Origin of the sequence: Asticcacaulis sp. AND118, assembly GCF_020535245.1 — a bacterium.
Lineage (GTDB): Bacteria > Pseudomonadota > Alphaproteobacteria > Caulobacterales > Caulobacteraceae > Asticcacaulis.
Map to the genome: position 1 here is coordinate 328,026 of NZ_CP084910.1, position 25,896 is coordinate 353,921.

26 protein-coding genes are annotated in these 25,896 nt (G+C 62.3%); 14 read left to right on the forward strand and 12 right to left on the reverse strand.

Going from position 1 to position 25,896, the window contains the following annotated elements:
• Nucleotides 1-6: 6 nt before the first annotated feature.
• Nucleotides 7-180 carry a Flp family type IVb pilin gene (locus LH365_RS01540; protein ID WP_226744466.1) on the reverse strand — a complete coding sequence of 58 codons (174 nt, stop codon included), beginning with the start codon at nucleotides 178-180 and terminating at the stop codon, nucleotides 7-9.
• Nucleotides 181-555: 375 nt separating this feature from the next.
• Here LH365_RS01540 and LH365_RS01545 point away from each other — a divergent pair, with 375 nt between their 5' ends.
• The 3 genes from LH365_RS01545 (at nucleotide 556) to LH365_RS01555 (ending at nucleotide 2,261) form a co-directional block, all read left to right on the forward strand.
• Nucleotides 556-978, forward strand: coding sequence for a pilus assembly protein N-terminal domain-containing protein (locus tag LH365_RS01545; RefSeq protein ID WP_226744467.1), 423 nt, complete (start codon nucleotides 556-558; stop codon nucleotides 976-978).
• A 174-nt stretch (nucleotides 979-1,152) separates the two neighbouring features.
• Entirely contained in the window at nucleotides 1,153-1,713 is a 561-nt protein-coding gene (locus LH365_RS01550; RefSeq protein WP_226744468.1) for a TadE/TadG family type IV pilus assembly protein, read from the forward strand.
• Nucleotides 1,713-2,261, forward strand: coding sequence for a TadE/TadG family type IV pilus assembly protein (locus LH365_RS01555; RefSeq protein WP_226744469.1), 549 nt, complete (start codon nucleotides 1,713-1,715; stop codon nucleotides 2,259-2,261). Before LH365_RS01550 ends, LH365_RS01555 begins: the two co-directional genes overlap by 1 nt.
• Here the strand turns inward: LH365_RS01555 and LH365_RS01560 are convergent.
• From LH365_RS01560 to rplU, 10 genes are all read right to left on the reverse strand, one after another.
• Complete coding sequence (locus LH365_RS01560) at nucleotides 2,225-3,643, reverse strand: anthranilate synthase component I family protein (RefSeq protein ID WP_226744470.1); 1,419 nt, start codon at nucleotides 3,641-3,643, stop codon at nucleotides 2,225-2,227. The genes LH365_RS01555 and LH365_RS01560 overlap by 37 nt on opposite strands.
• A gap of 289 nt (nucleotides 3,644-3,932) precedes the next feature.
• Nucleotides 3,933-5,393 (reverse strand): S41 family peptidase, encoded by a 1,461-nt coding sequence (locus LH365_RS01565; RefSeq protein WP_226744471.1) that lies wholly within the window; start codon nucleotides 5,391-5,393, stop codon nucleotides 3,933-3,935.
• Nucleotides 5,394-5,515: 122 nt separating this feature from the next.
• Nucleotides 5,516-6,667, reverse strand: a complete 1,152-nt coding sequence (locus tag LH365_RS01570) for a murein hydrolase activator EnvC (protein WP_226744472.1) — start codon at nucleotides 6,665-6,667, stop codon at nucleotides 5,516-5,518.
• A 55-nt stretch (nucleotides 6,668-6,722) separates the two neighbouring features.
• Nucleotides 6,723-7,214 carry a 23S rRNA (pseudouridine(1915)-N(3))-methyltransferase RlmH gene (gene rlmH / locus LH365_RS01575; protein ID WP_226744473.1) on the reverse strand — a complete coding sequence of 164 codons (492 nt, stop codon included), beginning with the start codon at nucleotides 7,212-7,214 and terminating at the stop codon, nucleotides 6,723-6,725.
• Nucleotides 7,215-7,311: 97 nt separating this feature from the next.
• The gene (rsfS, locus tag LH365_RS01580) at nucleotides 7,312-7,761 is read right to left on the reverse strand and encodes a ribosome silencing factor (RefSeq protein WP_370639756.1); all 450 of its coding nucleotides are present in this window, start codon (nucleotides 7,759-7,761) and stop codon (nucleotides 7,312-7,314) included.
• 78 nt (nucleotides 7,762-7,839) lie between these two features.
• On the reverse strand, nucleotides 7,840-8,502 hold the full coding sequence (locus LH365_RS01585) for a nicotinate-nucleotide adenylyltransferase (RefSeq protein WP_226744474.1): 663 nt from the start codon (nucleotides 8,500-8,502) through the stop codon (nucleotides 7,840-7,842).
• Nucleotides 8,503-8,710: 208 nt separating this feature from the next.
• Nucleotides 8,711-9,763 (reverse strand): GTPase ObgE, encoded by a 1,053-nt coding sequence (gene obgE, locus LH365_RS01590; protein ID WP_226744475.1) that lies wholly within the window; start codon nucleotides 9,761-9,763, stop codon nucleotides 8,711-8,713.
• Between the two features lie 134 nt (nucleotides 9,764-9,897).
• A complete protein-coding gene (locus LH365_RS01595) occupies nucleotides 9,898-10,524 on the reverse strand; it encodes a GNAT family N-acetyltransferase (RefSeq protein WP_226744476.1) in 627 nt (208 codons plus the stop codon).
• A 409-nt stretch (nucleotides 10,525-10,933) separates the two neighbouring features.
• A complete protein-coding gene (rpmA, locus tag LH365_RS01600) occupies nucleotides 10,934-11,203 on the reverse strand; it encodes a 50S ribosomal protein L27 (RefSeq protein ID WP_107875391.1) in 270 nt (89 codons plus the stop codon).
• Between the two features lie 26 nt (nucleotides 11,204-11,229).
• On the reverse strand, nucleotides 11,230-11,748 hold the full coding sequence (gene rplU, locus LH365_RS01605; RefSeq protein WP_226744477.1) for a 50S ribosomal protein L21: 519 nt from the start codon (nucleotides 11,746-11,748) through the stop codon (nucleotides 11,230-11,232).
• Between the two features lie 251 nt (nucleotides 11,749-11,999).
• Here rplU and LH365_RS01610 point away from each other — a divergent pair, with 251 nt between their 5' ends.
• From LH365_RS01610 to LH365_RS01630, 5 genes are all read left to right on the forward strand, one after another.
• Nucleotides 12,000-13,166, forward strand: a complete 1,167-nt coding sequence (locus tag LH365_RS01610; RefSeq protein WP_226744478.1) for a GTP-binding protein — start codon at nucleotides 12,000-12,002, stop codon at nucleotides 13,164-13,166.
• A gap of 171 nt (nucleotides 13,167-13,337) precedes the next feature.
• On the forward strand, nucleotides 13,338-14,324 hold the full coding sequence (locus LH365_RS01615; RefSeq protein ID WP_226744479.1) for a WD40 repeat domain-containing protein: 987 nt from the start codon (nucleotides 13,338-13,340) through the stop codon (nucleotides 14,322-14,324).
• A 34-nt stretch (nucleotides 14,325-14,358) separates the two neighbouring features.
• The gene (gene mtgA, locus LH365_RS01620; protein WP_370639732.1) at nucleotides 14,359-15,051 is read left to right on the forward strand and encodes a monofunctional biosynthetic peptidoglycan transglycosylase; all 693 of its coding nucleotides are present in this window, start codon (nucleotides 14,359-14,361) and stop codon (nucleotides 15,049-15,051) included.
• Nucleotides 15,052-15,142: 91 nt separating this feature from the next.
• On the forward strand, nucleotides 15,143-17,023 hold the full coding sequence (locus LH365_RS01625; RefSeq protein ID WP_226745502.1) for a M2 family metallopeptidase: 1,881 nt from the start codon (nucleotides 15,143-15,145) through the stop codon (nucleotides 17,021-17,023).
• Nucleotides 17,024-17,149: 126 nt separating this feature from the next.
• Nucleotides 17,150-17,581 carry a hypothetical protein gene (locus LH365_RS01630; RefSeq protein WP_226744480.1) on the forward strand — a complete coding sequence of 144 codons (432 nt, stop codon included), beginning with the start codon at nucleotides 17,150-17,152 and terminating at the stop codon, nucleotides 17,579-17,581.
• Nucleotides 17,582-17,730: 149 nt separating this feature from the next.
• On the opposite strand, the gene LH365_RS01635 is transcribed toward LH365_RS01630, so the two are convergent.
• Nucleotides 17,731-18,732, reverse strand: coding sequence for an isopenicillin N synthase family oxygenase (locus LH365_RS01635; RefSeq protein WP_226744481.1), 1,002 nt, complete (start codon nucleotides 18,730-18,732; stop codon nucleotides 17,731-17,733).
• Between the two features lie 317 nt (nucleotides 18,733-19,049).
• On the opposite strand from LH365_RS01635, the gene LH365_RS01640 reads away from it, so the two are divergent.
• From LH365_RS01640 to pseI, 6 genes are all read left to right on the forward strand, one after another.
• On the forward strand, nucleotides 19,050-20,792 hold the full coding sequence (locus tag LH365_RS01640; protein ID WP_226744482.1) for a S1C family serine protease: 1,743 nt from the start codon (nucleotides 19,050-19,052) through the stop codon (nucleotides 20,790-20,792).
• Between the two features lie 178 nt (nucleotides 20,793-20,970).
• Nucleotides 20,971-21,639: an OmpA family protein gene (locus tag LH365_RS01645; RefSeq protein WP_226744483.1), complete on the forward strand. Its 669-nt coding sequence runs from the start codon at nucleotides 20,971-20,973 to the stop codon at nucleotides 21,637-21,639.
• 58 nt (nucleotides 21,640-21,697) lie between these two features.
• Entirely contained in the window at nucleotides 21,698-22,510 is an 813-nt protein-coding gene (locus tag LH365_RS01650; RefSeq protein ID WP_226744484.1) for a WecB/TagA/CpsF family glycosyltransferase, read from the forward strand.
• A 29-nt stretch (nucleotides 22,511-22,539) separates the two neighbouring features.
• Nucleotides 22,540-23,589 (forward strand): UDP-N-acetylglucosamine 4,6-dehydratase (inverting), encoded by a 1,050-nt coding sequence (gene pseB / locus LH365_RS01655; RefSeq protein ID WP_226744485.1) that lies wholly within the window; start codon nucleotides 22,540-22,542, stop codon nucleotides 23,587-23,589.
• On the forward strand, nucleotides 23,586-24,773 hold the full coding sequence (gene pseC / locus LH365_RS01660) for a UDP-4-amino-4,6-dideoxy-N-acetyl-beta-L-altrosamine transaminase (RefSeq protein ID WP_226744486.1): 1,188 nt from the start codon (nucleotides 23,586-23,588) through the stop codon (nucleotides 24,771-24,773). The genes pseB and pseC overlap by 4 nt, the downstream gene beginning before the upstream one ends.
• Nucleotides 24,770-25,831 carry a pseudaminic acid synthase gene (gene pseI, locus LH365_RS01665; protein WP_226744487.1) on the forward strand — a complete coding sequence of 354 codons (1,062 nt, stop codon included), beginning with the start codon at nucleotides 24,770-24,772 and terminating at the stop codon, nucleotides 25,829-25,831. Before pseC ends, pseI begins: the two co-directional genes overlap by 4 nt.
• Nucleotides 25,832-25,896 lie beyond the last annotated feature (65 nt).

The following is a 25,896-nucleotide window of genomic DNA, read 5'->3' on the forward strand; positions in this document are numbered from 1 at the left end:
AAAGGATTAGCTGGTCTTCTTCAGTTGCGTGCCGATGTTCGTGAAGGCCGAGGTCAGGTCGGTCTTCAGCATGCCCATGACGGACACGAGGGCGACGGCGATAAGGGCGGCGATCAGGCCGTATTCGATGGCGGTGGCGCCCGATTCGTCCTTGACGAACTTGTTGATCAGATTGGTCATGAGAGTCTCCATTACGATAATTACTAAGCAAGTGAGCGGTTAACTTTGGCCCGAGGGGTGAGTTGTTTGGCTCACTTGCTCCCGAACACGAATGCAGAATATCGCGCCGTAATTAATGCGAAGTAAATTTTGATGGAAATTTGAGTTTTTTCTATAGTTAACATGGGTTTACTGTAAATTGTTATTAAGGTTAATTTGAATAAATCATTTTTAATATTGAATTTACACGCCAAAATTTTCCATAAATATTTTGTTTAGTATTTTTAAACATCTATTGTTTACCCATGTTTCTAACCTGAAGCTCACATTCCTGAGGCAGGCTGGCACAGCGCCAGGGGCGCGACATGTCTGGCGACCCCCAGGCGGAGGATAAAGATGAAGAGCAAATCGGTAGTGATCGGGCTTGTGGCCCTCCTTGGCCTCGCTGCGGCGCAGGGCGCGGCGGCCGCCCAGAAGATCGTGGTGGAGAAAAACCACAGCGCGCGGGTCAGTCTGGTATCCGCGGCGGGGTCGGTGATCGTCGGCAATCCGGCCATCGCGGACGTGACGGTGGTGGATTCGCGGACGCTTTATATTATAGGGCGCGGTTTCGGCCGGTCTTCGGTGACGGTGACCGACGGTTACGGCCGCACCATTTTCGACGGCGATGTGGTCGTCGGCACGCCGGTCGAGGGCGGCGTCACGGTGTTCAAGGGCCTGAAGGCCACGACCCTGATCTGTTCCCGGACATGCACCGAGCCGACCGAAGGCATGGACACCAGCAATAACCCGCCGCAGACGGTCACGCCGGTTCAATAGGCCGCGGCCTCAACAGCGGACGTCAAACGCCGATCTGATCGCTTCAGGTCGGCGTTTTGCGTCAGAAACCTGTAAGTTTGCGGACGTGCAGGTTTTTTTCACAGATTTAACGGGCTATTGACTCCCCGCAGCTAGACTGACGGTCTCATTTCGTACGGGACCGACAGGTTGCCAATGACTTTGAAGCTGTTTGGGAAGCCATCTGACAAGCCCAAGGGCCCTTTCAGACCAGGCTTCTGGCGTGATCGCCGGGGCGCGTCCACGGTCGAATTCGCCATCATCGCCCTGCCGTTCTTCGGGCTCATCATGGGCTGTATCGAGCTGGCTGTCGTGCTGTTCGCCGGCGTCTCCCTCGATCTGGCCACGGCCAAGGCCTCTCGCGAAATCCGTACGGGCATGAGCAGCAAGCCGACCAGCGCGCTGGCATTCAAGACCAAGGTCTGCGCCGAAATGGCGTGGATGGGCACCGCCGATTGCCTGGGTAAGCTTCAGGTCGATGTACGCACCTACGACAATTTCAATCTGGTCACCAACGCGCCCGATCCCGTCGCGACGGGGGAACTGAAAGGCAGCGACATGACCTATACGGTCGGCGACGGCAGCAAGATCCAGCTCGTGCGTGCCTATTATCCGTGGAAGCTGTTTTCGCCCTTCGTGAAGCCGGGCCTGTCGTCGCTGAAGACAGGCGAGGCGGTGCTGACCTCCAAGGTCGTGTTCAAGAACGAGCCCTTCTGATGCTGAGACGTTTGCACACTTTCATGACCCGGTCGCGCTTCCTTAAGGCGCGTGATGGCGGCGCGGCGGTCGAATTCGCCCTTATCGCGCCGGTTCTGATCATCATCTACTGGGGCCTGACCGATCTCAGCCTCGGCATGATGGCCAGCCGCAAGACCGCGCACCTGGCCGCAACCATGGGCGACCTGGTGGCGCAGTCCGAAAGCCTGAGCGAGGCTAATGTTCTCGACATCTTCCAGATCGGCAGCAGCATCCTCGAACCGTTTCCGACGGGGACCAAGCTGAAGATGCGTTTCTCTTGCGTTACGCGCAACAAGACCAATAACGTCATCGCGGCCGACTGGAGCCGGACGAGCAACTGGGACGGTACGGCGCTGGACCTTAGCGGCATTACGGTCGATCAGTTGCCGGCGGGTGAGAGCCTGATCGTTACTGAGGTCAAGTACGACTTCAAGCCCCCGGCGGGCGAGTTCCTGCCCACCACGGTTACCTTCAAGAACAAATTCTATCATCACCCGCGTTCGGGTGGCGTGGTGGCTATAAAATAAGGCCCGCCTTCAAGTACACGCCTGAGCAAGGACAGCTTGGTTTCGGTTTCGCGGCGTTCATCCGCAGGATCGGAGTCGGCGACGATGCCGCCCCCGGCGGCCACCCTCAAGCGCCAGCGCCCGTCTGCGTCACGCTCGCAGGCCGCCGTGCGGATCAGTACGTTGGAATCCATCGCGCCTGAGGCATCGACCCAGAACAGCGAGCCGCAATAGGGGCCGCGCGGCGCTTCCAGTGCCTGAATCACCTTCATCGCCTGCACCTTGGGCGCACCGGAGATCGAGCCGGGCGGGAAGGTGGCCAGCAGAACATCGGCGGCGTCGTGGCCGGGCTTGAGTTGCGCCGTGATGGTCGAAACCAGATGGTGCACATTGGGGTAGGATTCGAGCGCGTTCAGCGCTTCGACGCGCACCGAGCCGACCTCGGCCACCTTCGACAGGTCGTGACGCATCAGATCGACGATCATCAGGTTCTCGGCGCGGTCTTTGGCGCTGGTCAGCAGTTCATCGCCCAGAGCGGTGTCGTCTTGCGATGTGGAGCCACGCGGGCGTGTGCCCTTGATCGGCCGGGTTTCCATCCGTCCGTCGGCACCGAGCCGGATGAAGCGCTCCGGACTGTTCGACACTACGGCGCGATCGCCGAAGCGGACAAAGGCCCCGAACGGACTGGCGCCCGCGTGATCGAGCGCACGCAACACGTGATCGGGCGTGATGCCGGCGTTCAGCCGCCCGGTCCAGCCGCGCGCCAGATTGGCCTGAAACAGATCGCCGGCGTGAATCTGCGCGACGAGGCGAGCGACCTTGGCCTCGAATTCGGCATCGGGCGTTTCGCTGAGGAGAGGCGCGTCCATCAAAGCGGCGGGCGGGGGTGCGGTCGTGGCGGTTGTGCTCCGCGCCGCCAGCGTTTCCGCGCGCTGGCGCGCGATATCCGCCGTCGGACCGCGCCCCAGCGCCAGCAGACGGCGCTCGTGCAGGTCGAAGGCCAGCACGGTGGCGAAGGACATCAGCACCAGTTCCGGCCACGGCGCCCCGCCCAACCGGAAGGGGCGCAGAGGCAGGTTTTCCAGTCGCAGCCCCAGTTCGAACGCCGCCAGCCCGATCAGCCCGCCGGTAAAGGGCGGCCGTTCTCCGGATGTGTCTCCGGTCGTGACGGTCGCATCGCGGCGCGCGCCGTCACAGGCCTGACGCAGTACGGCATCGACCGGGCGCGGATCGTCGAAGGCAAATCGATCGACGGTCTCCGGTCCGGCGCACAGCCAGGACCAGCGCCCCAGCTTGCCGCCATCGGACAGAAATCCCGCGCAGGCCGCCTGCGTCAGGAGCGTTCCAAAGAACGCTTCGGGCGGCCTGAAGGGCAGGGACAGGATGTGCAGGTGATCGGGCATCGGTGTTCACGGCGGGCGGCCCAACTCTCACGGCAACTTGATTCGCCTGTTAAGCCATTGAGGATCAATATGATTGCAGGTTTCGCCGCGCAAGCTTTCCTTTGTTACACAATCGATCGCGTGTTGCTGCGGCGGGCCTATGGATGGAGGTCCATGAGATGTATCCCTAACGCCCAGTGCAAAGCACTGGGCTTTTTTTTGTGTCCCTTGGCGCCCGATGCGCTGCATCGGGCGTCTTTTTATATGTCTGGACCCTATGAAAAACCCCCGCCGGAGCGGGGGTTTCTGATTATTTGGGCTGGGCCGAACTGCTGGACGAGGATGCTCCGGCGGGGGCCGCAGGTTTGACGGGCGCCGCCGGCTTAGCTGTCGCGGCCTTGGTCTTGCCCGCAAAACGCTTGCCCGGTTCGTCGACCAGATCGGCCGCCGCCAGTTTGAGGCCGCGCGGATGGGCGATGGCCATCTTCACGTCGCCACCGTAGTTCAAGACGTCGATGGCGCGGGCCAACTGGAAGTCGCCGGTCTTGACGTCGTAGGCGTCGGGCGGCACTTCCGACACGACGTGCGGCTCCTGACGCTTCTTGCCTTCGTCGGCGTCCAGCGCGTTCTTGTAATCGGCTTCGGAGAAGGAATAGGCGCGATTGGCGATGACCTTGGCCTGATCGCGCGACTGCGCCACTTCGAGGTCCGGCGCGATGCCCGTCTTCTGGATCGAGCGGCCCGACGGCGTGTAGTAGCGGGCGATGGTCATCTTCACGGCGCGGTTTTCGCCGAGATTGATGACGCTCTGCACCGAACCCTTGCCGAAGGTGGTCAGGCCGACGGTCGAGGCGCGCTTGTGGTCCTGCAGCGCGCCGGCGACGATTTCCGCCGCCGAGGCTGTGCCCGGATTGGTCAGGACGACGATCGGCTTGCCGTTCATGATGTCGCCCTTGTGGGCCTGATAACGGGTGATGTCGTTGGCCTTGCGACCGCGCTGCGACACCACTTCGCCGCCTTCGAGGAACAGGTCGGCCACGCCCACCGACTGATCAAGCAGGCCGCCGGGATTATTGCGCAGATCGAGCACGAGGCCCTTCATCTGCGGGTTGGCCTTACGCAGTTCGCTGAGGGCTTCGTAGGATTCGCGCGCCGTGTTCTCATTGAAATTCGAGATGCGCAGATAGCCGAAATCGCCTTCCATGCGCGTCTTGACCGACTTCACATTGATGATTTCGCGCTTCAGCTTTACGTCGAACGGTTCGTCCTGACCTTCGCGATACACGGTGAGGGTCAGTTCGGTGTCCGGCGTGCCCTTCATCTGCGACACGGCTTCGGTCAGCCGCATGCCGAGGATCGAGGTGCCGTCGATGGCGGTGATGAAATCGCCCGACTGGATGCCGGCCTTCATGGCGGGCGTATCGTCCATCGGGGTGACGACCTTCACCGCGCCGTCCTCGGACTGCACCTCAAGGCCGATGCCGCCATAGGCGCCCTTGGTGCGTTCCTGCAGATCGGTAAAGTCGTCCGCCGAGAGGTAGTTGGAATGGGGGTCGAGCGAGGACAGCATGCCCTGCAGCGCGGCTTCGATCAGCTTCTTGTCGTCGACCTCGACCACATAGTTCTGCTTGACCAGCGCCAGAACGTCGCCGAACAGCTCAAGCATTTCGTAGGTGTCGGACTTGGGCGTGAAGGCCGGCTGATTGGCGTAGGCCACCGCACCGATGCTCAGGGCGAGAGCGGCGACGCCACCCAGGAAGTAATTTCTCATATAGTCCTCTTTGGGGCCTTCGACCCCCTGATGGCGCCCGTCGGAAGAGGACGGACGCGCAGACGCTTACAGAACATAGTACAGGCTTTTAATGTGGCGTAAACAGGGCCCGTGCGTTGCGATCAAAGCTTCGTCAGATCGAAGCCCGACGCCGGATTGACCGGGTTCTCGCCCTTGCGCAGTTCCATATAGAAGATGGTCGGCTTGTCGGTCAGGTTCGGGGTGCGCCCCAGCGGCTCGCCCTTGGCCACGGTGCGGTTGGGATCGACATAGACGCGGCCCAACCCGGTCATGACGATGCGATAATCGCCGCCGACATCGAGAATGACCACCTGCCCGTAGCCTTCCAGCGGTCCGGCATATTCGACGCGGCCATTGCCGGGGCTGCGCACCTGCGCGCCGGGCGCGGTTTTCAGACGCAGGCCGCGGTTCGTCTGCCCGTCGATGCTTTCGCCGTAGCTGCCGGCCTTTTCGCCGACGACGGGCAGTTGCAGATCGAGCGCGCGGCCCTGCGGCGCACGCAGCGGCGACGGCAGACCCAGCAAGGTCCGTTGCCGCGCCTCCAGTTCCAGATTGCGCGCCTCGATGGCGTCGGCCTCGCGCAGAAGCTGGTCTTCCAGCGCCGCACGGTCGGCCATCAGGGTTTCAAGCTGTTTCTGTTGTTCGGAGACATCGCTTTCGGAGATGAACAGGGCTTCGTTCTGCAGGGCCGCCTCGCGCCGCACGCGGATCAGGTCGCGGTTCTGTTCCGACAGCACGGCGGCGCGCTTTTTCAGCTCCGGCGTGATTTCCTTGAGGATGATGGCGGCGATGACGGCGTCATTGGCCTTGCGCGTCGAGACGAAGATGGTCGGGGGCGGGTTGCGCGAATAGATCTGCAGGGCGCTGAGCAGCCGCGACTGTTTGTTGCGCAACGTGCCCAAACGCCGTGTCATGTCGGCTTCGAGCAGGGTCAGGGTTTCCAGCCGCGAACGGTAGATGGCTGCGCGCTTTTCCGACGCGCCCTGGGTGCGGGCGATGTCGATCATCTGCGTGCGCAGGCGCTCCATCTCTTCGGCGATCTGCCGCGCCGACTGGTGCTTCTGTTCGCGCTTGCGGGCATTGGCGCGCAGTTCGGCGCCGATCGTGTCTAACTCAGTCTGCGCCTGTTTGGTGAGCGGCTTCTGTACTGGCTGTGCCCAAAGATCGATCGTGCCCGTGCCGGTGCCGAACAGCACGAGCAGGGTCAGCGCCACCGGCCTCGCGGCGCGCAACAGGACAGGGCGGCGGATCATCAGGCCAAACTAGCGGGCGAAGGTTAATGCGGTGTTAGGAGGTCTTAACAGGAACTCAGTCGCGGTGATACGGCGATCCGGCGAGGATCGTCGTGGCGCGGTACATCTGTTCGGCCAGCATCAGTCGCACCAGCGCGTGCGGCCAAGTTTGCGGCCCGAAGGCCAGTGAAAAGCGCGCGGATTTGACCAGTTCCGCATCCAGCCCGTCCGCGCCGCCGATCAGAAAAGCCAGGCGGCGTTCGCCGGAGTCTTTCAGCTTATCGACGCGTTGGGCGATCTGGCGCGAGGTGAGAAGCTCGCCGCGCTCGTCGCAGGTGATCAGGCATACACCTTCGCCCAAAGCCGTGCGGATGGCTTCGGCCTCGCGCGCCTTGTTGAGAGCGGATTCCTGAGACTTGGCGGTCTTCTTCGGCTCGATTTCCAGCAGTTCCGCCGGGCCGAGCCCCAGCGGACGGCCGCTCAGGGTCGCGCGGCTGAGATAGTCGCGGGTGAGCGTGTTTTCCGGTGTGTTGCCGAGTTTGCCGACGGCGGCGAGGATGAGTTTCATGAGGCGCTGAAATGACAAGGGAGCCACGAAGGCTCCCATCACCGTAGGGTGTGCCTCCCCAGCGCGCCGGGGAGGTGCGAGACGTATCAGGTGTGGGTCAGGCGTTGGAATCGACCATATGGTTCGACGACACCGACCAGATCTTCTCGATATTGTAGAAGCTGCGGACTTCCGGACGGAACAGGTGGACCACGACGTCACCGGCATCGAGCAGAACCCAGTCGCAGGCCGGCAGGCCTTCGACGCGCACCTTGCCGTAACCGGCGTCTTTCAGGGCGCGCATGACGTGATCGGCCAGAGCGCCGACGTGACGGTGCGAACGGCCCGAAGCGATGATCAGGGTGTCGGCCACCGAGCTTTTGCCGCGCAGGTCGATGCATACGATGTCCTGCGCCTTGTCGTCATCCAGCTTATTCAGGATGAGGGTTTCGAGCGAGGCTTCGTCGAAATCGGCGGTACTTTGGTCGATGTCCGCCGGGGGGGCGGCGGGTTCCGAATGCGCGTCTTGCGCAAGCTGACGAGACAGGGTTTTACTCCATATGTGGATAAGTTGGGTTCGACCCTAGCACAGATAGGGGCCAAGGTCACGGTTTGTAATGCAGCCCGCCCGGATTTTTATGGTCGTCTAGGGCTGACCGCTCTCCGTCTTCTTGCGCTGCGCGCGCAAGGTGGTCGAGGAGATGTTGTGAAGCGGCCCTTTGAGATAGGCCCAGGCGGGAGCCGGCTGACGGCTGAGGATGTGGCCTTCGCGCTCCTTGCGTCGATAGTGGGCGAAGCGGCGCGCGGTCGGCGACAGGCGGCTCTTCATCAGGACGCCGGGGCGCGAGACGATGGCCATGGGGATCATCTTGGCAATCTGTATCCAGCCGCGCCAGCGGTGGAAGCTGGCCAGAGAATCCCCGCCCATGATCCATACGAACTGCACGCCGGGATAGCGGGCCTTCAGCGTGCGCAGGGTGTCGAGCGTATAGGTGGCGCTGATGCGGGTTTCGAAGTCCGAAATGATGTCCTTCGGCCCCACAAACGGGCGGATAGCGTCGATACGCTCCTTGAGCGGCGCGGTTTCGTGCTTCGATTTCAAAGGATTTTGCGGCGAGACCAGCCAGATGATGCGGTCCAGCCCCAGCCGCATCCACGCCGTTTCGGCGACGTGGGCATGGCCTTCGTGCGCCGGATTGAACGATCCGCCGAACAGGCCGATCTTCATGCCACGCTCCAGATGGAAGCCCGGCCGCAACGCGCCGTGGCGCAGCGTATGGAAGATGGGAGCAGGGCCGGCGAACCACATGTCAGACTCTCCGCCCCTGCGCAGCGGGGGAGGGGGACCACGAAGTGGTGGAGGGGGCATGCAAAATTTCAGCTTGTTCGGTCAGCGGCAAATGGGGATTGCCCCCTCCGTCACGGACGCCGCGCTGATGCGCGCGCCGCGACACCTCCCCCGCTAACGCAGGGGAGGAGATAGGACGGGCGGTCGTGAAAGGCCCCCTGATCACCCCTTAATTATCCCATGGATCGTAGCTCGACGGTGCCGGATCATCCCCGGCCTTTTCCGCCTTTTCGCCTTCGACGATCCTGGCGTGAGCGGCGAACAACAGGTCGCGCACGCCTTCGCCGGTGACGCCGGAAATCAGGTAAGGCGTCTGGCCCGAAGCTTTTTTCAGCTTCTTGCTCAGGTCCTTGCGCGCATCGGCGTCCATCGAGTCGATCTTGTTGATCGCCACGATCTCAGGCCGTTTGGCCAGGTCTTCGGCATAGGCCGCCAGCTCGTTGCGGATGATCTTGTACGCCTTGACCGGGTCTTCCTGCGTGCCGTCGACCAGATGGATCAGCACCTTGGTGCGCTCGACGTGACCCAGGAACCGCGTGCCGAGGCCAGCACCTTCCGACGCGCCTTCAATCAGGCCCGGAATGTCGGCGATGACGAAGCGTTGCTCGGCCCCCAGATCGATGACGCCCAGATTGGGTGTCAGAGTCGTAAACGGATAGTCCGCGATCTTGGGACGCGCCGCGGACGAGGCCGCCAGAAAGGTCGATTTGCCGGCATTGGGCAGGCCCAGAAGCCCGGCGTCGGCGATCAGTTTCAGCCGCAGCCAGATCCATTTTTCCTCGCCTTCCTGACCCGGCAGGGCGAAGTCCGGGGCCTGATTGACCGGGCCTTTGAAGCGCGTATTGCCCCAGCCGCCATTGCCGCCCTTGAGCAGCATGACCTTTTGGCCCGGCGTATCCAGATCGACGATCAGGGTTTCGTGGTCTTCCTCGAACACCTGGGTGCCGACCGGCACGCGCAGGACCATGTCGTCGGCATTGGCGCCGTGCATCTGACGGCCCATGCCGTGCGTGCCGGTATTGGCCTTGAAATGCTGCGTGTAGCGATAGTCGATCAGCGTGTTGAGCCCCTCGACCGCTTCGATATAGACCGAGCCGCCCTTGCCGCCGTCACCGCCGTCCGGCCCGCCGTTCGGGATGAACTTTTCGCGGCGGAACGACACGGAGCCCGCGCCGCCATTGCCTGAGCGGATGAAGATTTTGCACTGGTCGAGGAATTTCATGAGGTGGTCAGACTGGGTAGAGGTGTTCAGAAACGAAAAGCGGCCGCCGCCTTGAAGCGGAAGCCGCCTTTGTGAACGAAGTTGAAGGGAAGATCAAATCTTTGCGGAAGCGTTAGGCTCAGTATGAGCCCACCCTACAGCAGACGGATCATGTGCAGCGCCTCGTGCGTGCCCTGACGGGCCCTGGAGGTTTCCGGCGTGCGGCGACCCGTGTAGAGGAAGCCGGCCCGCGCCAGCATTCTCGCCGAAGCGTCGTTGTCGGCGAAGTGCGCCGCGTGCAGCACGCGATGACCGCCGAAGCGTTCCGCATAGCCGATCAGCCCTTCCAGCGCTTCGACACCATAACCCTGCCCCTGATATTCAGGCGCCAGGCAGATGCCGACCGAGGGACCGAACTGATGCAGGCCGGACTTTTCTGCCGTGGGGGTGCGCTCCAGACCGACCACGCCGATCAGGTTCTCGTCATTATCGCGGATGCCGAAGACGGGCATGCGCGGCGAAGAGTTCTGACGCGCCTTTTCGACGAAGGCGCGGGCGTCGGCGGCGGTGAAGGGATGGGCGATGGCGTGGGTCATGCGCGCGACCGTGCGGTGGGCAAAGACCGCCATCACGTCGTCCACATCATCGAGGCACAGGGGGCTGAGATAGAGCCGTTTGGTCTGCACGGCATTGCCGCTGTGACCTGTGCGGGACAGGCCAGCCGGTGACGGACGCAGATGCGAACCGATGAATCCTTGGGCTTCGGGTGTTCTGACGATCATGATAATACCCCGTTCCTGCTTTAACTGCGAAGACGTAGGACGTCGCCCGTTGAGGACGCCGCCGGCGGCTTGGGCCCAAGAGTTTCGGACCCGAAGTTAGAGTGTCGGGAGGTTTCGTTTTTTATGTGGTCTGAAAGTGACACAAACCCCATAAAAATACCGCCGCCCGTGACCCTTGGAAAATAAAGTTTCCGTAAGGCTCAAATACACCCAACCTTTGCGCGACCGGCCTTATGGTTACCGGTAATGCGCTTCAGATGGTGTGTCACGAACGGGGAACAAGAGGCCAAAAAGGAAAAGAAGGCCCGAATGAAAAGGGAGCCCGGAAACAAATCCGGACTCCCCGTTCGAAGGCTTTGTCCAGATCGGCTTATTTGCTAAGCGCGACCTGAAACATGTATCAGGTCGCTTATTCGGCGGCTTCGGCGAGCGGCACGATCGACACGTAACAACGGTTGTCGCGCTTGGTGGTGAACTTCACATTGCCGTTCGCGGTGGCGAACAGGGTGTGGTCACGACCGAGGCCGACATTGTCGCCCGGAAAGAACTTGGTGCCGCGCTGACGAACGAGGATGTTGCCCGAGACAACATTTTCGCCGCCGTACTTCTTTACGCCAAGGCGTTTGGATTCTGAATCGCGGCCGTTACGCGACGAGCCGCCGGACTTTTTGTGAGCCATGAGGGAACTCCCCTATAACGTTGCGATTAGGCTTCTTCGGAAGAGGCCTCGGCGGCCTTCTTCTTCGGAGCGGGTTTCTTTTTCGGAGCGGCAGCTTCCTCAGCGACGACCGGAGCCTCGACGGCTTCGGCCAAAGACTGAGCTTGGACCTTGGGGGCCAGACCGCGAGCGCGGGCGTCCAGTTCGGCCTTGGTCACCAGCGACACGGTGCCTTCCCAGGCGGCCGACTTGCCAGCGCCGTTCAGGGCGGTGATGCGGATCACCGATTCCGGCTGACGGTGGCCGTTGGTGCGGCGATAGCCCTGACGGCGGATCTTCTTGAAGATCTTCACCTTCTTGCCCTTGCGGGTTTCGATCAGCGTGCCTTCGACCACAGCGCCGTCAACGAGCGGAGCGCCGACCACGGCACCGGCTTCGTCACCAACGAGCAGAACGTCTTCGAAACGGATGGCGGCGCCAGCGTCGCCTTCCAGCTTTTCAACGACGAGCAGATCGCCCGCCGCAACGCGGTATTGCTTACCGCCGGTCTTGATTACCGCATACATCGGTTTAGCCTCTAAGCTTTAGTGACTGGCAAACCCGACCGGTATAAAACCAATGGTTCGCGCAAAAATCAGGTTTTCCGCAGGGCAGGACCCTCGGAAGAGAGGGGCGCTTTATATAGTTTTTGGTCTGTGAGTCAACGCCTCTTTGCGCACAGGCGATAGGAATCTGAACACTGACTTTCTGAAGGCTTGATTTCCCCCTCTAAAAGCCTACTTAGGCCGTACATTATATAGTTTTTCAGGTAATCCCAATGGCCGATACCGCTTCCTCCCTTGCCAAAACGCCCGTCACGGTCCTCACCGGCTATCTGGGTGCAGGCAAGACGACGCTGCTCAACCGGATTCTCTCGGAAAACCACGGTCAGAAGTACGCGGTCATCGTCAATGAATTCGGTGAAATCGGCATCGATAATGACCTGATCGTCGGCGCGGACGAAGAAGTGTTCGAAATGAACAATGGCTGCGTCTGCTGCACGGTGCGCGGCGATCTGATCCGCATCCTGTCGGGCCTGATGAAGCGCAAGGGCCGTTTCGACGCCATTATCGTGGAGACGACCGGTCTGGCCGATCCCGGCCCGGTGGCTCAGACCTTCTTCGTCGACGAAGAGGTCAAGGCGCGCACCTATCTCGATTCCGTCACGGCTCTGGTCGATGCCAAGCATTTCAAGTCGGCGCTGGATGCCGACCGCGTGGTCAAGGAACAGATCGCTTTTGCCGACCATGTGATCCTCAACAAGACCGATCTGGCGACGCCGGAAGAACTGAACGAGGTCGAGGCGCGCATCAAGGGCCTCAACCCGCTGGCCACCATTCAGCGCGCCGAACGTTCGGGTGTGGAGATCAAGAGCCTGCTCAACCAGCACCGCTTCGATCTCGACAAGATGGAGTCGATCGCCAACCATCACGAGCACGGCCCGGACTGCGGCGATCATTGCGACCATGATCACGGTCATGATCATCATGACCATCATGGCCACGGTCACCACCATCACGGCCATGCGCATAATCCCGCCCACGGCGAGCCGGGCCATGTGCATGACGAGCATTGTGGTCACGATCATGGGCATCACTCCCATGACCACGCTCATTCTCATGGCCACCTGAACCCGATCCATGACGACGAAATTCGCTCGGTGTCGCTGTCCTCGGAAAAGCCGGTCGATGGCGTCAAGTTCACCAAGTGGCTGGATAAGTTACTGGCGGAAAAGGGTCAGGACATCCTGCGCGCCAAGGGCATACTCAACGTCAAGGGCGAGGAAAAGCGTCTGGTTTTTCAGGCCGTGCACATGATCCTCGAAGGCGAGTTGCAACAGCCGTGGCGCGAAGGCGAAAACCGCCTGAGCCGCGCCGTGTTTATTGGTCGCCACCTCGATGACGCCGCCCTGCGCGCCGGGTTCGAGGCCTGCATCGCGCAGTAAGCCTTACATCCTCCCCTGCGATAGCGGGGGAGGTGGCGCGACAGCGCCGGAGGGGGCGTGCGTCTCGGCTCTGGCTTTTCCGATGTCTTCCGTGTAAGCCCCCTCCGTCTTTTGCCTCCGGCAAAATCCACCTCCCCCGCTATCGCAGGGGAGGATGTATAAGGATTGCCCATGCCCTTCGCTTTTGAAAAACATTTCAACGAATATGTCGTCGCCACCCTGTTCGACTCCGCCGATGAGCCCGTGGCGGCGTTGGGCGACGGGCGCGTGGTCTTTCCGGACGCCGACGCCGAATTCGACGCCCATCCCAATGCCGGTATATTGAGCGCCGCCATCCACCCGTCGGGCGTCGGCATCGTCACCGGCGGCGATGACGGTCGCGTGGTGTGGACGACCAGGGAATCCGGTCCCATCGAACTGTTCGCCGCCAAGAGCGCGTGGTTCGACGCCCTGGCCGTCAGCGACAACGCCATGCTGATCGCCGCGGTGGCCGGCAAAAAGGTCCATGTTTACGACGCCAACAAAAAGACGGCGGTGATCTTCGAGCATACCTCCAGCCTGTCGGACATTACCTTCGACGCCAAGGGGCGCAAGCTCTACGCCGCGACCTACAACGGCGTGGCCGTGTGGTTCTCGCGCATCGCGCAGCAAAAGCCGGTCATCCTCAAATGGCCCGGCTCGCACACCAAGATCGCTATTTCGCCGGACGACAGGTTCGTCATGACCGCCATGCAGGAAAACGCCCTGCACGGCTGGCGCATTGCCGATGCCAAGGACATGCGCATGGGCGGCTATCCGGCCAAGATCAAGTCGATCGGCTTCTTCGCCAAGGGCAAGTTGCTGGCCACTTCGGGGGCGAATGGTGCCGTGGTGTGGCCCTTCCTGAAGGCCAACGGTCCCATGGGCGAAGAAGCCTCGGAGATCAATGCCGAGGAATCGACCATGGTGTCGGTCGTCGCCGGCGCACCGGAAGACACGCTGCTGGCGGCGGGCCTTGAGGACGGGCGCGTGTGGCTGGCCGAACTCACCTCGACCGGGATCGACTGGATTCGCCGCGAAAAGGGCGCGCCGATCACGGCGCTGGCCATATCCAATGAGGCCAATCGCTTGATCTTTGGCGACGAAGACGGCAACCTGTGGGTATATGAGGCCGAGTAATCGGCGTCCGCACTTCTAAGTATCGGGGCGTATCTTGGCGGGGAAGGCTAAAAAAATCGGCATCGGGCGGCTGCTCGTCTTCGTCGTGGTGGGCGGTTTCGCCTTCAGCGTGGCGTCGGTCGCCGTGCACCGTTTCCTGCCCGTGCCCGTCACCTTCCTGATGGTGCAGCGTATTTTCGAGGGCAGGGGCTACCATCACGAATGGGTGCCGCTGTCGCGCATCGATGACGACCTCAAGGTGGCGGTGATCGCCGCCGAGGATTCCAAGTTTTGCTCGCACTACGGCTTCGACATGAACGCCATCGAGAAGGCTCAGCGCAGCAATGCGCGCGGCCGGAAGGTGCGCGGCGGCTCGACCATCTCGCAGCAGACCGCCAAGAACGCCTTCCTCTGGCCGCAGCGCTCCTATGTGCGCAAAGGCGTGGAGGCCTATTATACGCTCCTGATCGAGACCCTGTGGCCCAAGACCCGCATCATGGAAGTCTATCTTAACAGCGCCGAATGGGGCCCCGGCATCTATGGCGCGGAGGCCGCCTCGCAATACTGGTTCGGCAAGTCGGCCTCGGACCTGTCGTCGCAGGAGGCCTCGCGTCTGGCGGCCATCCTGCCCAGCCCGCTCAAGTGGAAGGCCGCCAGGTCGGGCAAGTATGTGAAAGGCCGATCGGGAAAAATCCGCGCCAATGCCGGCGTCGTTCGCCGCAACGGCATCGGGACGTGCGTGCTTTGATAAGTCGTTCCATCCTCAACCGCTCTTGACGAATGGTTAAAACAGGCGTCACCCTCCGTCCGAATTTTTGATCTTCAGGAGGGTATTGATGATGCGGCGTCTTCTGGTTTCCGTGGCGGGTCCGGCGATTGTGGCCGGCGTGTTGTTGTCGGGCTGCGCGACCGCGCCCGCCGCCCCTCCGGCGATCCAAACCCCTCAGGCTCCGGCCCTGACCGAAACCCCGGCCCCGCCGCCCGCCGCCGGTCCGACGGCCGCCGACGCCAAGGCCTATGTCGAGGAAGCCGAAAAGAAGCTGGGCGACCTCGGCGAATACGCGGCGCATGTTCAGTGGGTGCGCAACACCTATATCAACCACGACACCATGTGGCTGGAAGCCAAGGCCAATGCCCAGGTCACCGAGGAAGGTGTCAAATACGCCATGGGCGCGGCGAAGTTCAACGACGTCGCCGTCGATGCCGACACCCGCCGTAAGCTCAACCTGCTGCGCCTGTCCCTGACCCTGCCGGCCCCGGACCGTCCCGGCGCAGCCGAGGAAATGGCCAGACTGTCGACCTCGCTCGATTCCACCTTCGCCACGGGCAAGTTTACCTATAAGGGCAAGGTCTACAATGTCGACGAAACCACGAGGGTGATGGCTGAGTCGCGCGATCCGGCGACGCTGCGCGCCATGTTCGACGGCTGGCGCACCATTTCGGTGCCGATGAAGGCCGACTATGTCCGTCTGGCCGAACTGGCCAACGAAGGGGCCAAGGGGCTGGGCTTTGCCGATACCGGCGCGCTGTGGCGCTCGAACTACGACATGGCGCCGGATGCGTTTGCCGCCGATACCGACCGCCTGTGGGGTCAGGTCGAGCCCTTTTACAAGAACCTGCACTGCTATGTCCGCAGCCGCCTGAACGAGAAATACGGCGACGCGGTGCAGCCGAAGTCCGGCCCGATCCGCGCCGACCTGCTCGGCAATATCTGGGCGCAGGACTGGGCCAATATTTACGACATCGTTGCGCCCAAGGGCATGAAGGGCTCGTCCTATTCGCTTGACAAGCTGCTGGTGCAGAAGAAGTATACGCCGGAGAAGATGGTCAAGACCGGCGAGATGTTCTACACCTCCATCGGCCTCGACCCGCTGCCCCAGACCTTCTGGGAACGCTCGATGATCACCCGCCCGCGCGACCGCGAAGTGGTGTGCCACGCCTCGGCCTGGGACGTCGATAATCTCGACGACATCCGCATCAAGATGTGCACGCAGGTCAATGGCGAGGACTTCTACACGATCCACCACGAGCTGGGTCACAACTACTATCAGCGCGCCTACAAGAACCAGCCCTTCCTGTTCAAGAACGGCGCGAACGACGGTTTCCACGAAGCCATCGGCGACTTCATCGGCCTGTCGTCGGTGACGCCGGTCTATCTCAACCAGATCGGCCTTTTGAACAAGGTGCCGGGCGAGGAAGAGGACATCCCGTACCTGCTCAAGATGGCCCTGCAAAAGGTGGCCTTCATGCCGTTCGGCCTGATGGTCGATCGCTGGCGCTGGGAAGTCTATTCGGGCAAGATCACCCCGGCGCAGTACAATACGCGCTGGTGGGAACTGGTGCAGCAGTATCAGGGCCTTGTACCGCCCAGCGTGCGCCCGACCGACGCCTTCGATCCGGGCGCCAAGTACCACGTGCCGGGCAACGTGCCCTACACGCGCTACTTCCTGGCCCACATCTATCAGTTCCAGTTCCAGGAAGCCGCTTGCGCGCAGATCGGCTGGACCGGGCCGCTGCACCGCTGCTCGATCTACGGCCACAAGGAGGTCGGCCAGAAGCTGAACGCCATGCTGGAAATGGGGCAGTCGAAGCCGTGGCCGGAAGCCATGGCGGCCTTCACCGGCAAACGCGAGGGCGATGCCTCGGCGGTGGCGGAATATTTCAAGCCGCTCAACGAGTGGCTGGTGAAGCAGAACACCGGTCAAAGCTGCGGGTGGTAAAATCTCATCTCGACGGCTTACCGTCGAGATGAGAGATGACCGCCGAATAGATTTTTGATGGCTGAGCCTGTGGAATGAGCAAGGGGCGACGGGAAACCGCCGCCCCTTGTGTTTCATGAGGTGCCTATGCCGTTGCCGAGCGGATTGTCCGATCAGTTGAACGAGATCAGCCTGTGGTTTTCGGCCCTGCCGTGGGGCGGGCACTATGTCTTCGATCAGGCCCTGATGGCGTTTCTCACCGCCGGATTGGTGCTGGCCCTGACGCAGACAGGCGAGCGGTTTTTCAGATCGTTGCTGATACTGGCCGGGCTGGCGCTGCTGGTCGGCGTTTTGGGCTTCGGCGTGCCGGCGGGACAGTTGCTGATGGCCCTGCATCTGGAAGATACGCCGCGTCAGGCCTGGGTACTGGTGCGCTGGTGCGGGCTGTTCGCCGGGGTGTACTTCGTTTGCGCCCTGATTGGATATGTGATCGGGCGTATGGTCAGGGCGCTGACGCCCGGACGCAAAAACCGCCGCAGCGGGTCAGGCTGGCGGCGGTTGCACTGGCGGGATGCGTGAATTGTCCCTCGCCCCTACGGGGAGAGGGATGCCCGGAGGGCAGGGTGAGGGGGCGAAACACCCAGCTTGTGGCCTTCCCCCCTCACCCGGCCCAAAGACTATCGTCTTCGCGCCACCCTCTCCCCGCAGGGGCGAGGGGATTAAAGCGGTTAGGCCAGCTTGATCTCTCTGAGGCGTTGCTGAAGGAAGTCGTTGGCCGTGATCGACTGACCGGCGTACTGATCCGGGCGGTCTTCGGAGATGCAGCCCGGCAGGGTCTCGATCAGATACGGGCTTTCAAAGTGCAGGAAGAAGGGCATCGAATAGCGTGAGAAGCCCTTGCGCCCCTCCGCCGGATTGACCACACGGTGGATGGTCGAGGGCAGGACGTGGTTGGTCAGGCGCGACAGCATGTCACCTATATTGATGACGATGGCGCCCGGCGGGGGCGTGATGGGCAGCCACGAGCCGTCACGATCCAGCAGTTGCAGGCCCGGCTCCTCGGCCCCCATCAGCAGCGTGATGGCATTGATGTCGCCATGCGCCCCGGCGCGCACCGAAGCGCCCGCCTCGGTCACTGGCGGATAGTGCAGCATACGCAGGATCGAATTGCCGTACTTCACCTTGTCGTCGAAGAAATCCGGCGCGAGTTTGAGGTGGATGGCGATGGCCTTGAGCACCTTCTTGCCCAGATTGTCCATCTCGGCATAGAGGGTCTGGAAGGTCGGCTTGAAGGCCGGCACTTCGGCCGGCCAGACATTGTCGGCCATGTGGTCGCGGTAGGGATGATCGGCCGGCAGGTCGCGCCCGACGTGCCAGAACTCCTTGAGATCATGCGCCTTATAGCCCTTAGCGGTCTCGATGCCGAAGGCGGTGTAGCCGCGCTGACCGCCGCCCTTGCGCCCGTCATACTTTAGCTTGGTCTCGACCGGCAGGTCGAAGAACTCTTTCGTCAGGGCATAGGCCTTATCGACCAGTCCCTTATCCAGCCCTGCGCCGTTCGGCTCGAACAGGCCCGACAGCACCGCAAAGCCGTAGCGCTCGAACGACGTGCCCAGCTTCTGCGAAAAGGCCGCCAGATCGGTGTCGTACAGCGACAGCGGCACGGGCTCGATAGACGGCGCCGTGGACAAGGGAGCGGAATCGTAGAGGGCGGTAGGGGACGACATCATGCCGGGGGGTGCCTTCGGTCTTTTCAGATGAAACGTTTAATATCGACCTTTATGACGTTTGCATGTCGCCCACGCAAGCGGCCAAATAGCGCATCCCCAAAAGTGGGAACCGGTTTTGGGATAAGATGCGCGACTAAATGTCGACTGAATAACTTTATCACAGTTGGCTATTTATATACACTCTCAGGCGATTTTTCGATTGCGCCGGTCGCGCAGGTGTCGTTTTGATGCCCTAAGGCGATTCATCGCATAATCGTGTTCGTTATATCGGGTCCGGCGGCAAGGTGGGCAGGTCCAGTCAGAGTATAGGTCGTTTTGTGGCGGCGGGCATAATCGCCCTGTCGGCGCTTTTCTGTGCCCCCGCCTACGCCCAGCTCCTGCCTGATGAGCCTGCCGGGGCCGAGGCGCTGGAAGGCATCGATCCGGCCCTGCAACCCGTCAATTCGACCAAGGCGCTGAGCACATCGGAGCAGTCCGTGGTGCGCGTGCTGGTCGTCTATCGCGGCTATGGCGGCGTACCGCTCGATTCCGTCGGCATGGGGTCGGGCTTCGTCGTTGCGCCCGGCTATATCGTCACCAACTACCACGTCATCGAAACGCCGCCGGAAGCCACTTCGGCGGAAATCTACATCGTGCCGCATAAGGGCACGAACACCACCTATCAGCAGGTGACGCTGGTCAAGCCGTGGCTGGAGGGCGATCTGGCCCTTCTGCGCGCCGAAGGCCTGAAAATCCCGCCGTTGAAACTGTCGCTGGTGCCGCAGAAGAACCAGCGCATCGTGGCTATGGGCTATCCCGGCATCACCGACCGCCTGCTCAAGCGTGGCGGCACCGAACTTCTGGAGCCCGCCGACGCCTATGTGACGCAGGGCTCGATCGCCCTGTTCGCCTCGACCAATCCCGACGGTTCGCGCGTCGACACCCTGTTCCACACCGCGCCGATCAATCCCGGCAATTCCGGCGGACCGCTGATGGACGAATGCGGTCAGGTGGTCGGCGTCAACACCTGGTCGGCGGTATCCACCATGTCCGAAGGCGGCGATATGGATGTTCCGGCGGGACAGTATGTCGCTACCCACGTGTCGGCCCTCTACACCTTCCTGCAATCGACCGGCATTTCGGTGCAGACGACGTCCGAGCCGTGCTACGCCAAGTCGGAAGACGAGATCATCAAGGACGAGGGGCTGTCGCGGGCGCTGGCTGCCTATCGCGACGCTCAGGCCAAGCGCCTTGAAGAACAGCGCAAGGCCGAGCAGATGAACGCGGTCATGGATCAGTTGCAACTGGGCGCGCTGGTCCTGCTGTCGGTGCTGGTCGTGGTGCTGATCGCCCTGATCATCCGCCGCCGCCATCCGCCGAAGGAGAAGGACGCGCCGACGGCCTACAGTGTGCCAACGGCCGATGATCCGCAAGGGCTCGCGCCTGTGGCGTCGCGCGTGGCCAAGGCCAAAACCGAAAAGGTTCATCACAAGCATCCCTTCCCGTGGGGCTGGATCGCGCTGGCCGTCTTCGTCGTGCTGATCGCGCTGGCCTTTGTCCTCCGCGAAAGCCCGGCGGTGCAGAAGATGTCGCAAAAGGCCGAGGCCGACGCCGCCAAGACCGGCCCCGCTATCGTGCGCCTGACCTGCGATGTGGACCTTAAGGCTTCGCCCAGGCCGCTGCCGGGTGTCGGGCCGACCGATTTCGAATTCGACGCCGCCCATGCCTGCGTCAACGGGCGCACGCCCTATGAGACTCAGTCCAACGGCACGCTTCTTCGCTTCACCGTGTCGGAATCCGAGCCGATGGCGGCGCGGCTTGAGCTGTCGCGGGACGGCCTGACCTTCAAGCGCAGCGACTATCGCCTTAGCGCCGATCAGCACCGCGCCTACGTCTCGCAACGGGCGGCCCTGGGTTCGCTGCGCTGCGCGTCGGGTAAGGATAGCGGTCAGGCCGAGGCGTTGAAGGAAAACATGCGCAAGGTGCGTCAACTGGCGCAATCATTCCTGAACTTTGCGCCCGAAACCGAGACGGTCTGGCGCTGCCGCAAGGCCCCGGAACCGGCCGTTCAGAAGCCCTGATTACCGCCTCTTTATATATCCGGGCGATAAATTTACGGGGATCGGAGTTAATCCTTATTTCCCGAATATTGGCTATTTACGGGCTTCATCCTAGGTTCATGTAAAAGGGCTTAACTGTCCTCATCACCGGCGTGCATGAAGGCGTCGGAAGAACGCACAGGACTATGGAGAGACGACTATGCGTAACAAGGCTCTGATCGCACTGGCGGGCGTCGCGCTGATGACCGCCGCCTGCACCACCACCGACCCGCGTACGGGCGAGGTTGTGCGCGACAATACCAAGACCAACGCCATCATCGGCGCCGCCGTCGGCGCGGGCCTCGGCTACGCCACCAACACCAATAAGGGCGAGCAGGGCCGCAAGAACGCCGTCATCGGCGCGGGTATCGGCGCTCTGGCCGGTGCGGCGGTCGGCCAGTACATGGACAAGCAGCAGGCCGAGCTGCGCCGCGAACTGGCCGGGACCAATGTCACGGTGTCGCGCAACGGCGACAACATCATTCTGAACATGCCGTCTGACGTCACCTTCGCGTCGAACAGCGCTTCGATCGATTCCAGCTTCTACCCGGTGCTGAACGATGTGGCGACGATCCTGAACAAGTATCCGTCGACCTATGTCGATATCGTGGGGCACGCGGATTCGAGCGGTTCGGACGCCATCAACGAACCGCTGTCGGAAAACCGTGCAAATTCAACGGCGGGTTACCTGACCAACCGCGGTGTGGTCAGCCAGCGTCTGTTCGTTGCCGGCATGGGCTCGCGTCAGCCGATCGCGTCCAACAGCACGCCGGAAGGCCGCGCCAAGAACAGACGTGTGGAGATTACGCTACGCCCCGTCCAAGAATAACCTTTGGTTAACGTTTTTTGGTAGCCGAATGGCAACCGCTCTGAGATAAGATGGCGGCATGAAACCCACATGCCGCCTTCTTTCTGTCAACCGTGTATCCCTGATGGGAACGGCGCTGGATGTGGTAACCCCTGCATTAGTGATGGATTTCATCGCCGGGACGCGCGGGCGGCAGACGGTCATCGCCAATCACAATCTCCACAGCGTCTACCTCTTTCATAAACACGCCGAAATGCGCCGCTTTTACGCGCAGGCCGACCTGATCGAGATCGATTCCGTGCCCCTGATCATGTGGGGCAAGCTGATGGGGCACGAGATGACGCGCGCCAATCGCTGCACCTATCTCGACTTCCGCGACGAGTTCTGGGAGCGCGCCGCCGCCGAAGGCTGGCGCGTGTTCCATATCGGCGGGGCGCCGGAACACAACGAGCTGTCGAAGCAGGAAATCCTGCGCCGCCATCCGGGGGTCAATCTGGAGGTGCGCAGCGGCTATTTCAACGTGAAGGGCGCGGACAACGAAATCCTGCTCGCTGACATCGCCGCTCACGATCCGGACATTCTGCTGGTCGGCATGGGGATGCCGCGTCAGGAGCTGTGGATTCTCAACAATATGGACCGTCTGCCGGGCTGCGCCATCCTGCCGGTCGGGGCCGCTTTCGACTATGAGGCGGGAGTGATGTACGCCCCGCCACGCTGGGCCGGGCAGTTCGGCATCGAGTGGCTGGTGCGCTTCCTGCACGAGCCGCGCCGCCTGTTCAGCCGCTACTTCATCGAGCCGTGGTCGCTCATACCGTGTGCGCTCGACGATATTCGCGGACGCCGCCGCCTGCCTGTTAACCAATATGAAAGCCGCCCGCGCCACAATCCCTGAAAGACGCTGCGACAGCGTGAGGGTGTGTCATGAGTGCTGACCTGTTAAGGAATTTTGCGCCCGCCGGCGATCCGGTGAAGGGCAAGGTGGTGCTGATCACCGGCGGGACCGGCAGCTTCGGGCGCAAGCTGGTCGATACGCTGCTGAGCCGCTACGACCCGCGCAAGGTGATCATCTTTTCGCGCGACGAACTCAAGCAGTACGAGATGCGTCAGGCGCTGGAGGAGCGTTATGACGCGGCCAAGCTGTCGAAGCTGCGTTTCTTTCTGGGCGATGTGCGCGACCGTCCGCGTCTGGAACTGGCCTTTCGCGGCGTGGATGTCGTGGTCCACGCCGCGGCGTTGAAGCAGGTGCCGGCGGCGGAATATAACCCTTCCGAATGTATCGCCACCAATGTCAACGGCGCGGAAAACGTCGTCTGGGCCTGCCTGCAACAAAGGGTGCAGCGCGTGGTGGCGCTGTCGACCGACAAGGCCTGTTCGCCGATCAACCTCTATGGCGCGACCAAGCTGGCCTCGGACAAGATCTTTGTGGCCGCCAATAACCTGTCCGGCGATATCGGCACGCGCTTCTGCGCCGTGCGCTACGGCAATGTGGTCGGCTCGCGCGGGTCGGTGGTGCCCTATTTCAACCGCTTGATCGAACAGGGGGCGACCGAGTTACCCATCACCGACATGCGTATGACCCGCTTCTGGATTTCCCTGCCGCAAGGCGTCGATTTCGTCCTGTCGTGCATGGAAACGACGCGCGGCGGCGAGATCTTCGTCCCCAAGATACCGGCGACCACGGTCTGCGATTTGGCCACCGCCATGGCCCCGCAGGCGACGCACAAGGTCATCGGCATCCGTCCGGGCGAGAAGCTGCACGAGATCATGATTTCGGCGGACGACTCGCGCGCGACCTGGGAACTGCCCGACCGCTATTTCATCGAGCCGGAATTCGTCGAATACGCCCGCGATGCCGCCGAAACGACCGGCGCGACCAAGGTCGATGAGGGCTTTGCCTATTCCAGCGACATCAACCCCGAACGCCTGGATATCGAAGGCATCCGCGGCCTGATGAAGGCTTACCTCGCGTGACCAGCTTCTTGCCATACGGACGGCAGTCGATCGCGGACAGCGACATCGACGCCGTCGTCGAGGCGCTGCGTTCCGATTATCTGACCACCGGCCCGATGGTCGACCGTTTCGAGCGCGAACTGGCGGCCACGGTCGGGGCGAAGGAGGCGGTGGTCGTGTCGAACGGTACGGCGGCTCTCCATCTGTGCGTCATGACGCAGAACCTTAAGCCCAATGATGTGATCATCGTCCCGTCGATCACCTTCGCGGCCTCGGCCAATTGCGTGGCCTATTGCGGGGCGCAGGTGGTGTTTGCCGACGTCGATCCGCTGACCGGCCTGATCACCGATGAGACGTTCGACGCGGCGCTGGCGCTGATCGGTCCGCAGCAGCGCTTTGCCGGGGTCATCCCTGTGCATTATGCCGGGCGTCCGGTCGATCTCAGCCATATCTCTGCCGTGTGCCGGGAGCGCGGGGCCTTCCTTATCGAAGACGCCTGCCACGCGCTGGGGACCATGGGACCGCAAGGTTCTGCCGGTGCGTGTACAGCGTCCGACATGGCCATCTTCTCCTTCCACCCGGTCAAAACCCTGACCACCGGCGAGGGCGGGGCCATCACCACCAATGACCCTGACTTGGCGCGGCGTTTACGTCTTCTGCGCAGTCACGGCATCGAGCGCGATCCGGCCCGCTTCGAGGGGCTGGGCTATGGCGACAGCGACGACACCGGGCCGTGGGTCTATGAGATGCAGGCGCTGGGCTTCAATTACCGCCTGCCGGACCTCAACTGCGCCTTGGGCGTGGCGCAACTGAAGCGCCTGCCGGGGTTTATCGAACGGCGTAAAGCGCTGGTGGCAGCTTATCAGGCCGCACTGGCACAGACGAACCTGCCCGTGGCGTGGACGCCGCCGGCAGAGGGCGACGATCCGGTGCTGCACCTGTTCGCGCCGCGCATCGACTTTGCCGCCGTGGGCAAGACGCGCGCCGAGGTTATAGCTGGCCTACGCGAACGCGGTATCGGTACGCAGGTCCACTATATCCCCGTGCACCGTCAGCCGTATTGGCAGACGCGGCAACTGCGCCCGCGCGACCTGCCCGGCGCGGATGAATTCTACCGTTCGACCCTGTCCCTGCCGCTCTATGCCGATATGCGCGACGCCGACCCCGCGCGTGTCGTCGCGGCGCTGAAAGAGGTGCTGGGATGACCCCAAAGAATGCTCCCGAAATCTCTATCGCCGGGCGCAAGATCGGTACGGCCCACAGCCCCTACATCATCTGCGAATTGTCGGGGAACCATAATGGCTCTCTCGACCGGGCGCTGGCTCTGGTCGATGCGGCGGCCGACACCGGCTGCGACGCCATCAAGCTCCAGACCTATACCGCCGACACCATCACGCTGAAATCCGACCGCCTGGAGTTCCGCATCAATGGCGGGCTGTGGGACGGGCGCACCCTGTACGATCTTTATGACGAAGCCCATACGCCGTGGGACTGGCACCCGGCCCTGTTCGAGCGCGCGGCGAAGCGCGACGTGACGATGTTCTCCTCGCCCTTCGACGATACGGCGGTCGATTTCCTCGATGGCCTCGGCGCGCCGGCGTTCAAGATCGCTTCGTTCGAACTGATCGACCTGCCGCTGGTCGCCTATGCGGCGTCCAAGGGCAAGCCGCTGATCATGTCGACCGGCATGGCCAATCTGTCCGAGATCGAAGCGGCTGTCGCCATCGCGCGCCAGCACGGCACGGGCGAGATCGTGCTGCTGCATTGCGTCAGCGAGTATCCGGCGCGCATCGAAGACGCCAATGTCCGCGTCGTCCCCGATCTGGGGGCGAAGTTCGGCTGTCCGTCGGGCCTGAGCGACCATACGTTCGGCACGGCGGCCTCGGTGGCCTCGATTGCGCTGGGCGGGTGCGTGATCGAAAAGCACTTCACGCTGGCGCGCGCCGATGGCGGCCCGGATTCGGGCTTCTCGCTGGAGCCGGACGAGTTTACGGCGCTGGTTCGCGACTGTAAGGACGCCTGGGCGGCGTTGGGGCGCGTCCATTACGATCTGGTCGGGTCCGAGCGCACCTCGCGCACCTTCCGCCGCTCGCTCTATGTCGTGGCGGACGTCAAGGCGGGGGAAGCGTTCAGCAAGGCCAATGTGCGCTCGGTGCGTCCGGGGCTGGGCCTGCCGCCGGTGCGCCTGTGGGATGTGCTGGGGAAGACGGCGGCGCGCGATATCGTCAGCGGGGAGCCGCTGAGCGAGGATATGATTGGCTGAGTGCGCTGTGGCCGGGATTTTTATAAACCACGGAAAACACAGACTCTGAGCGCTGAATAATTGCT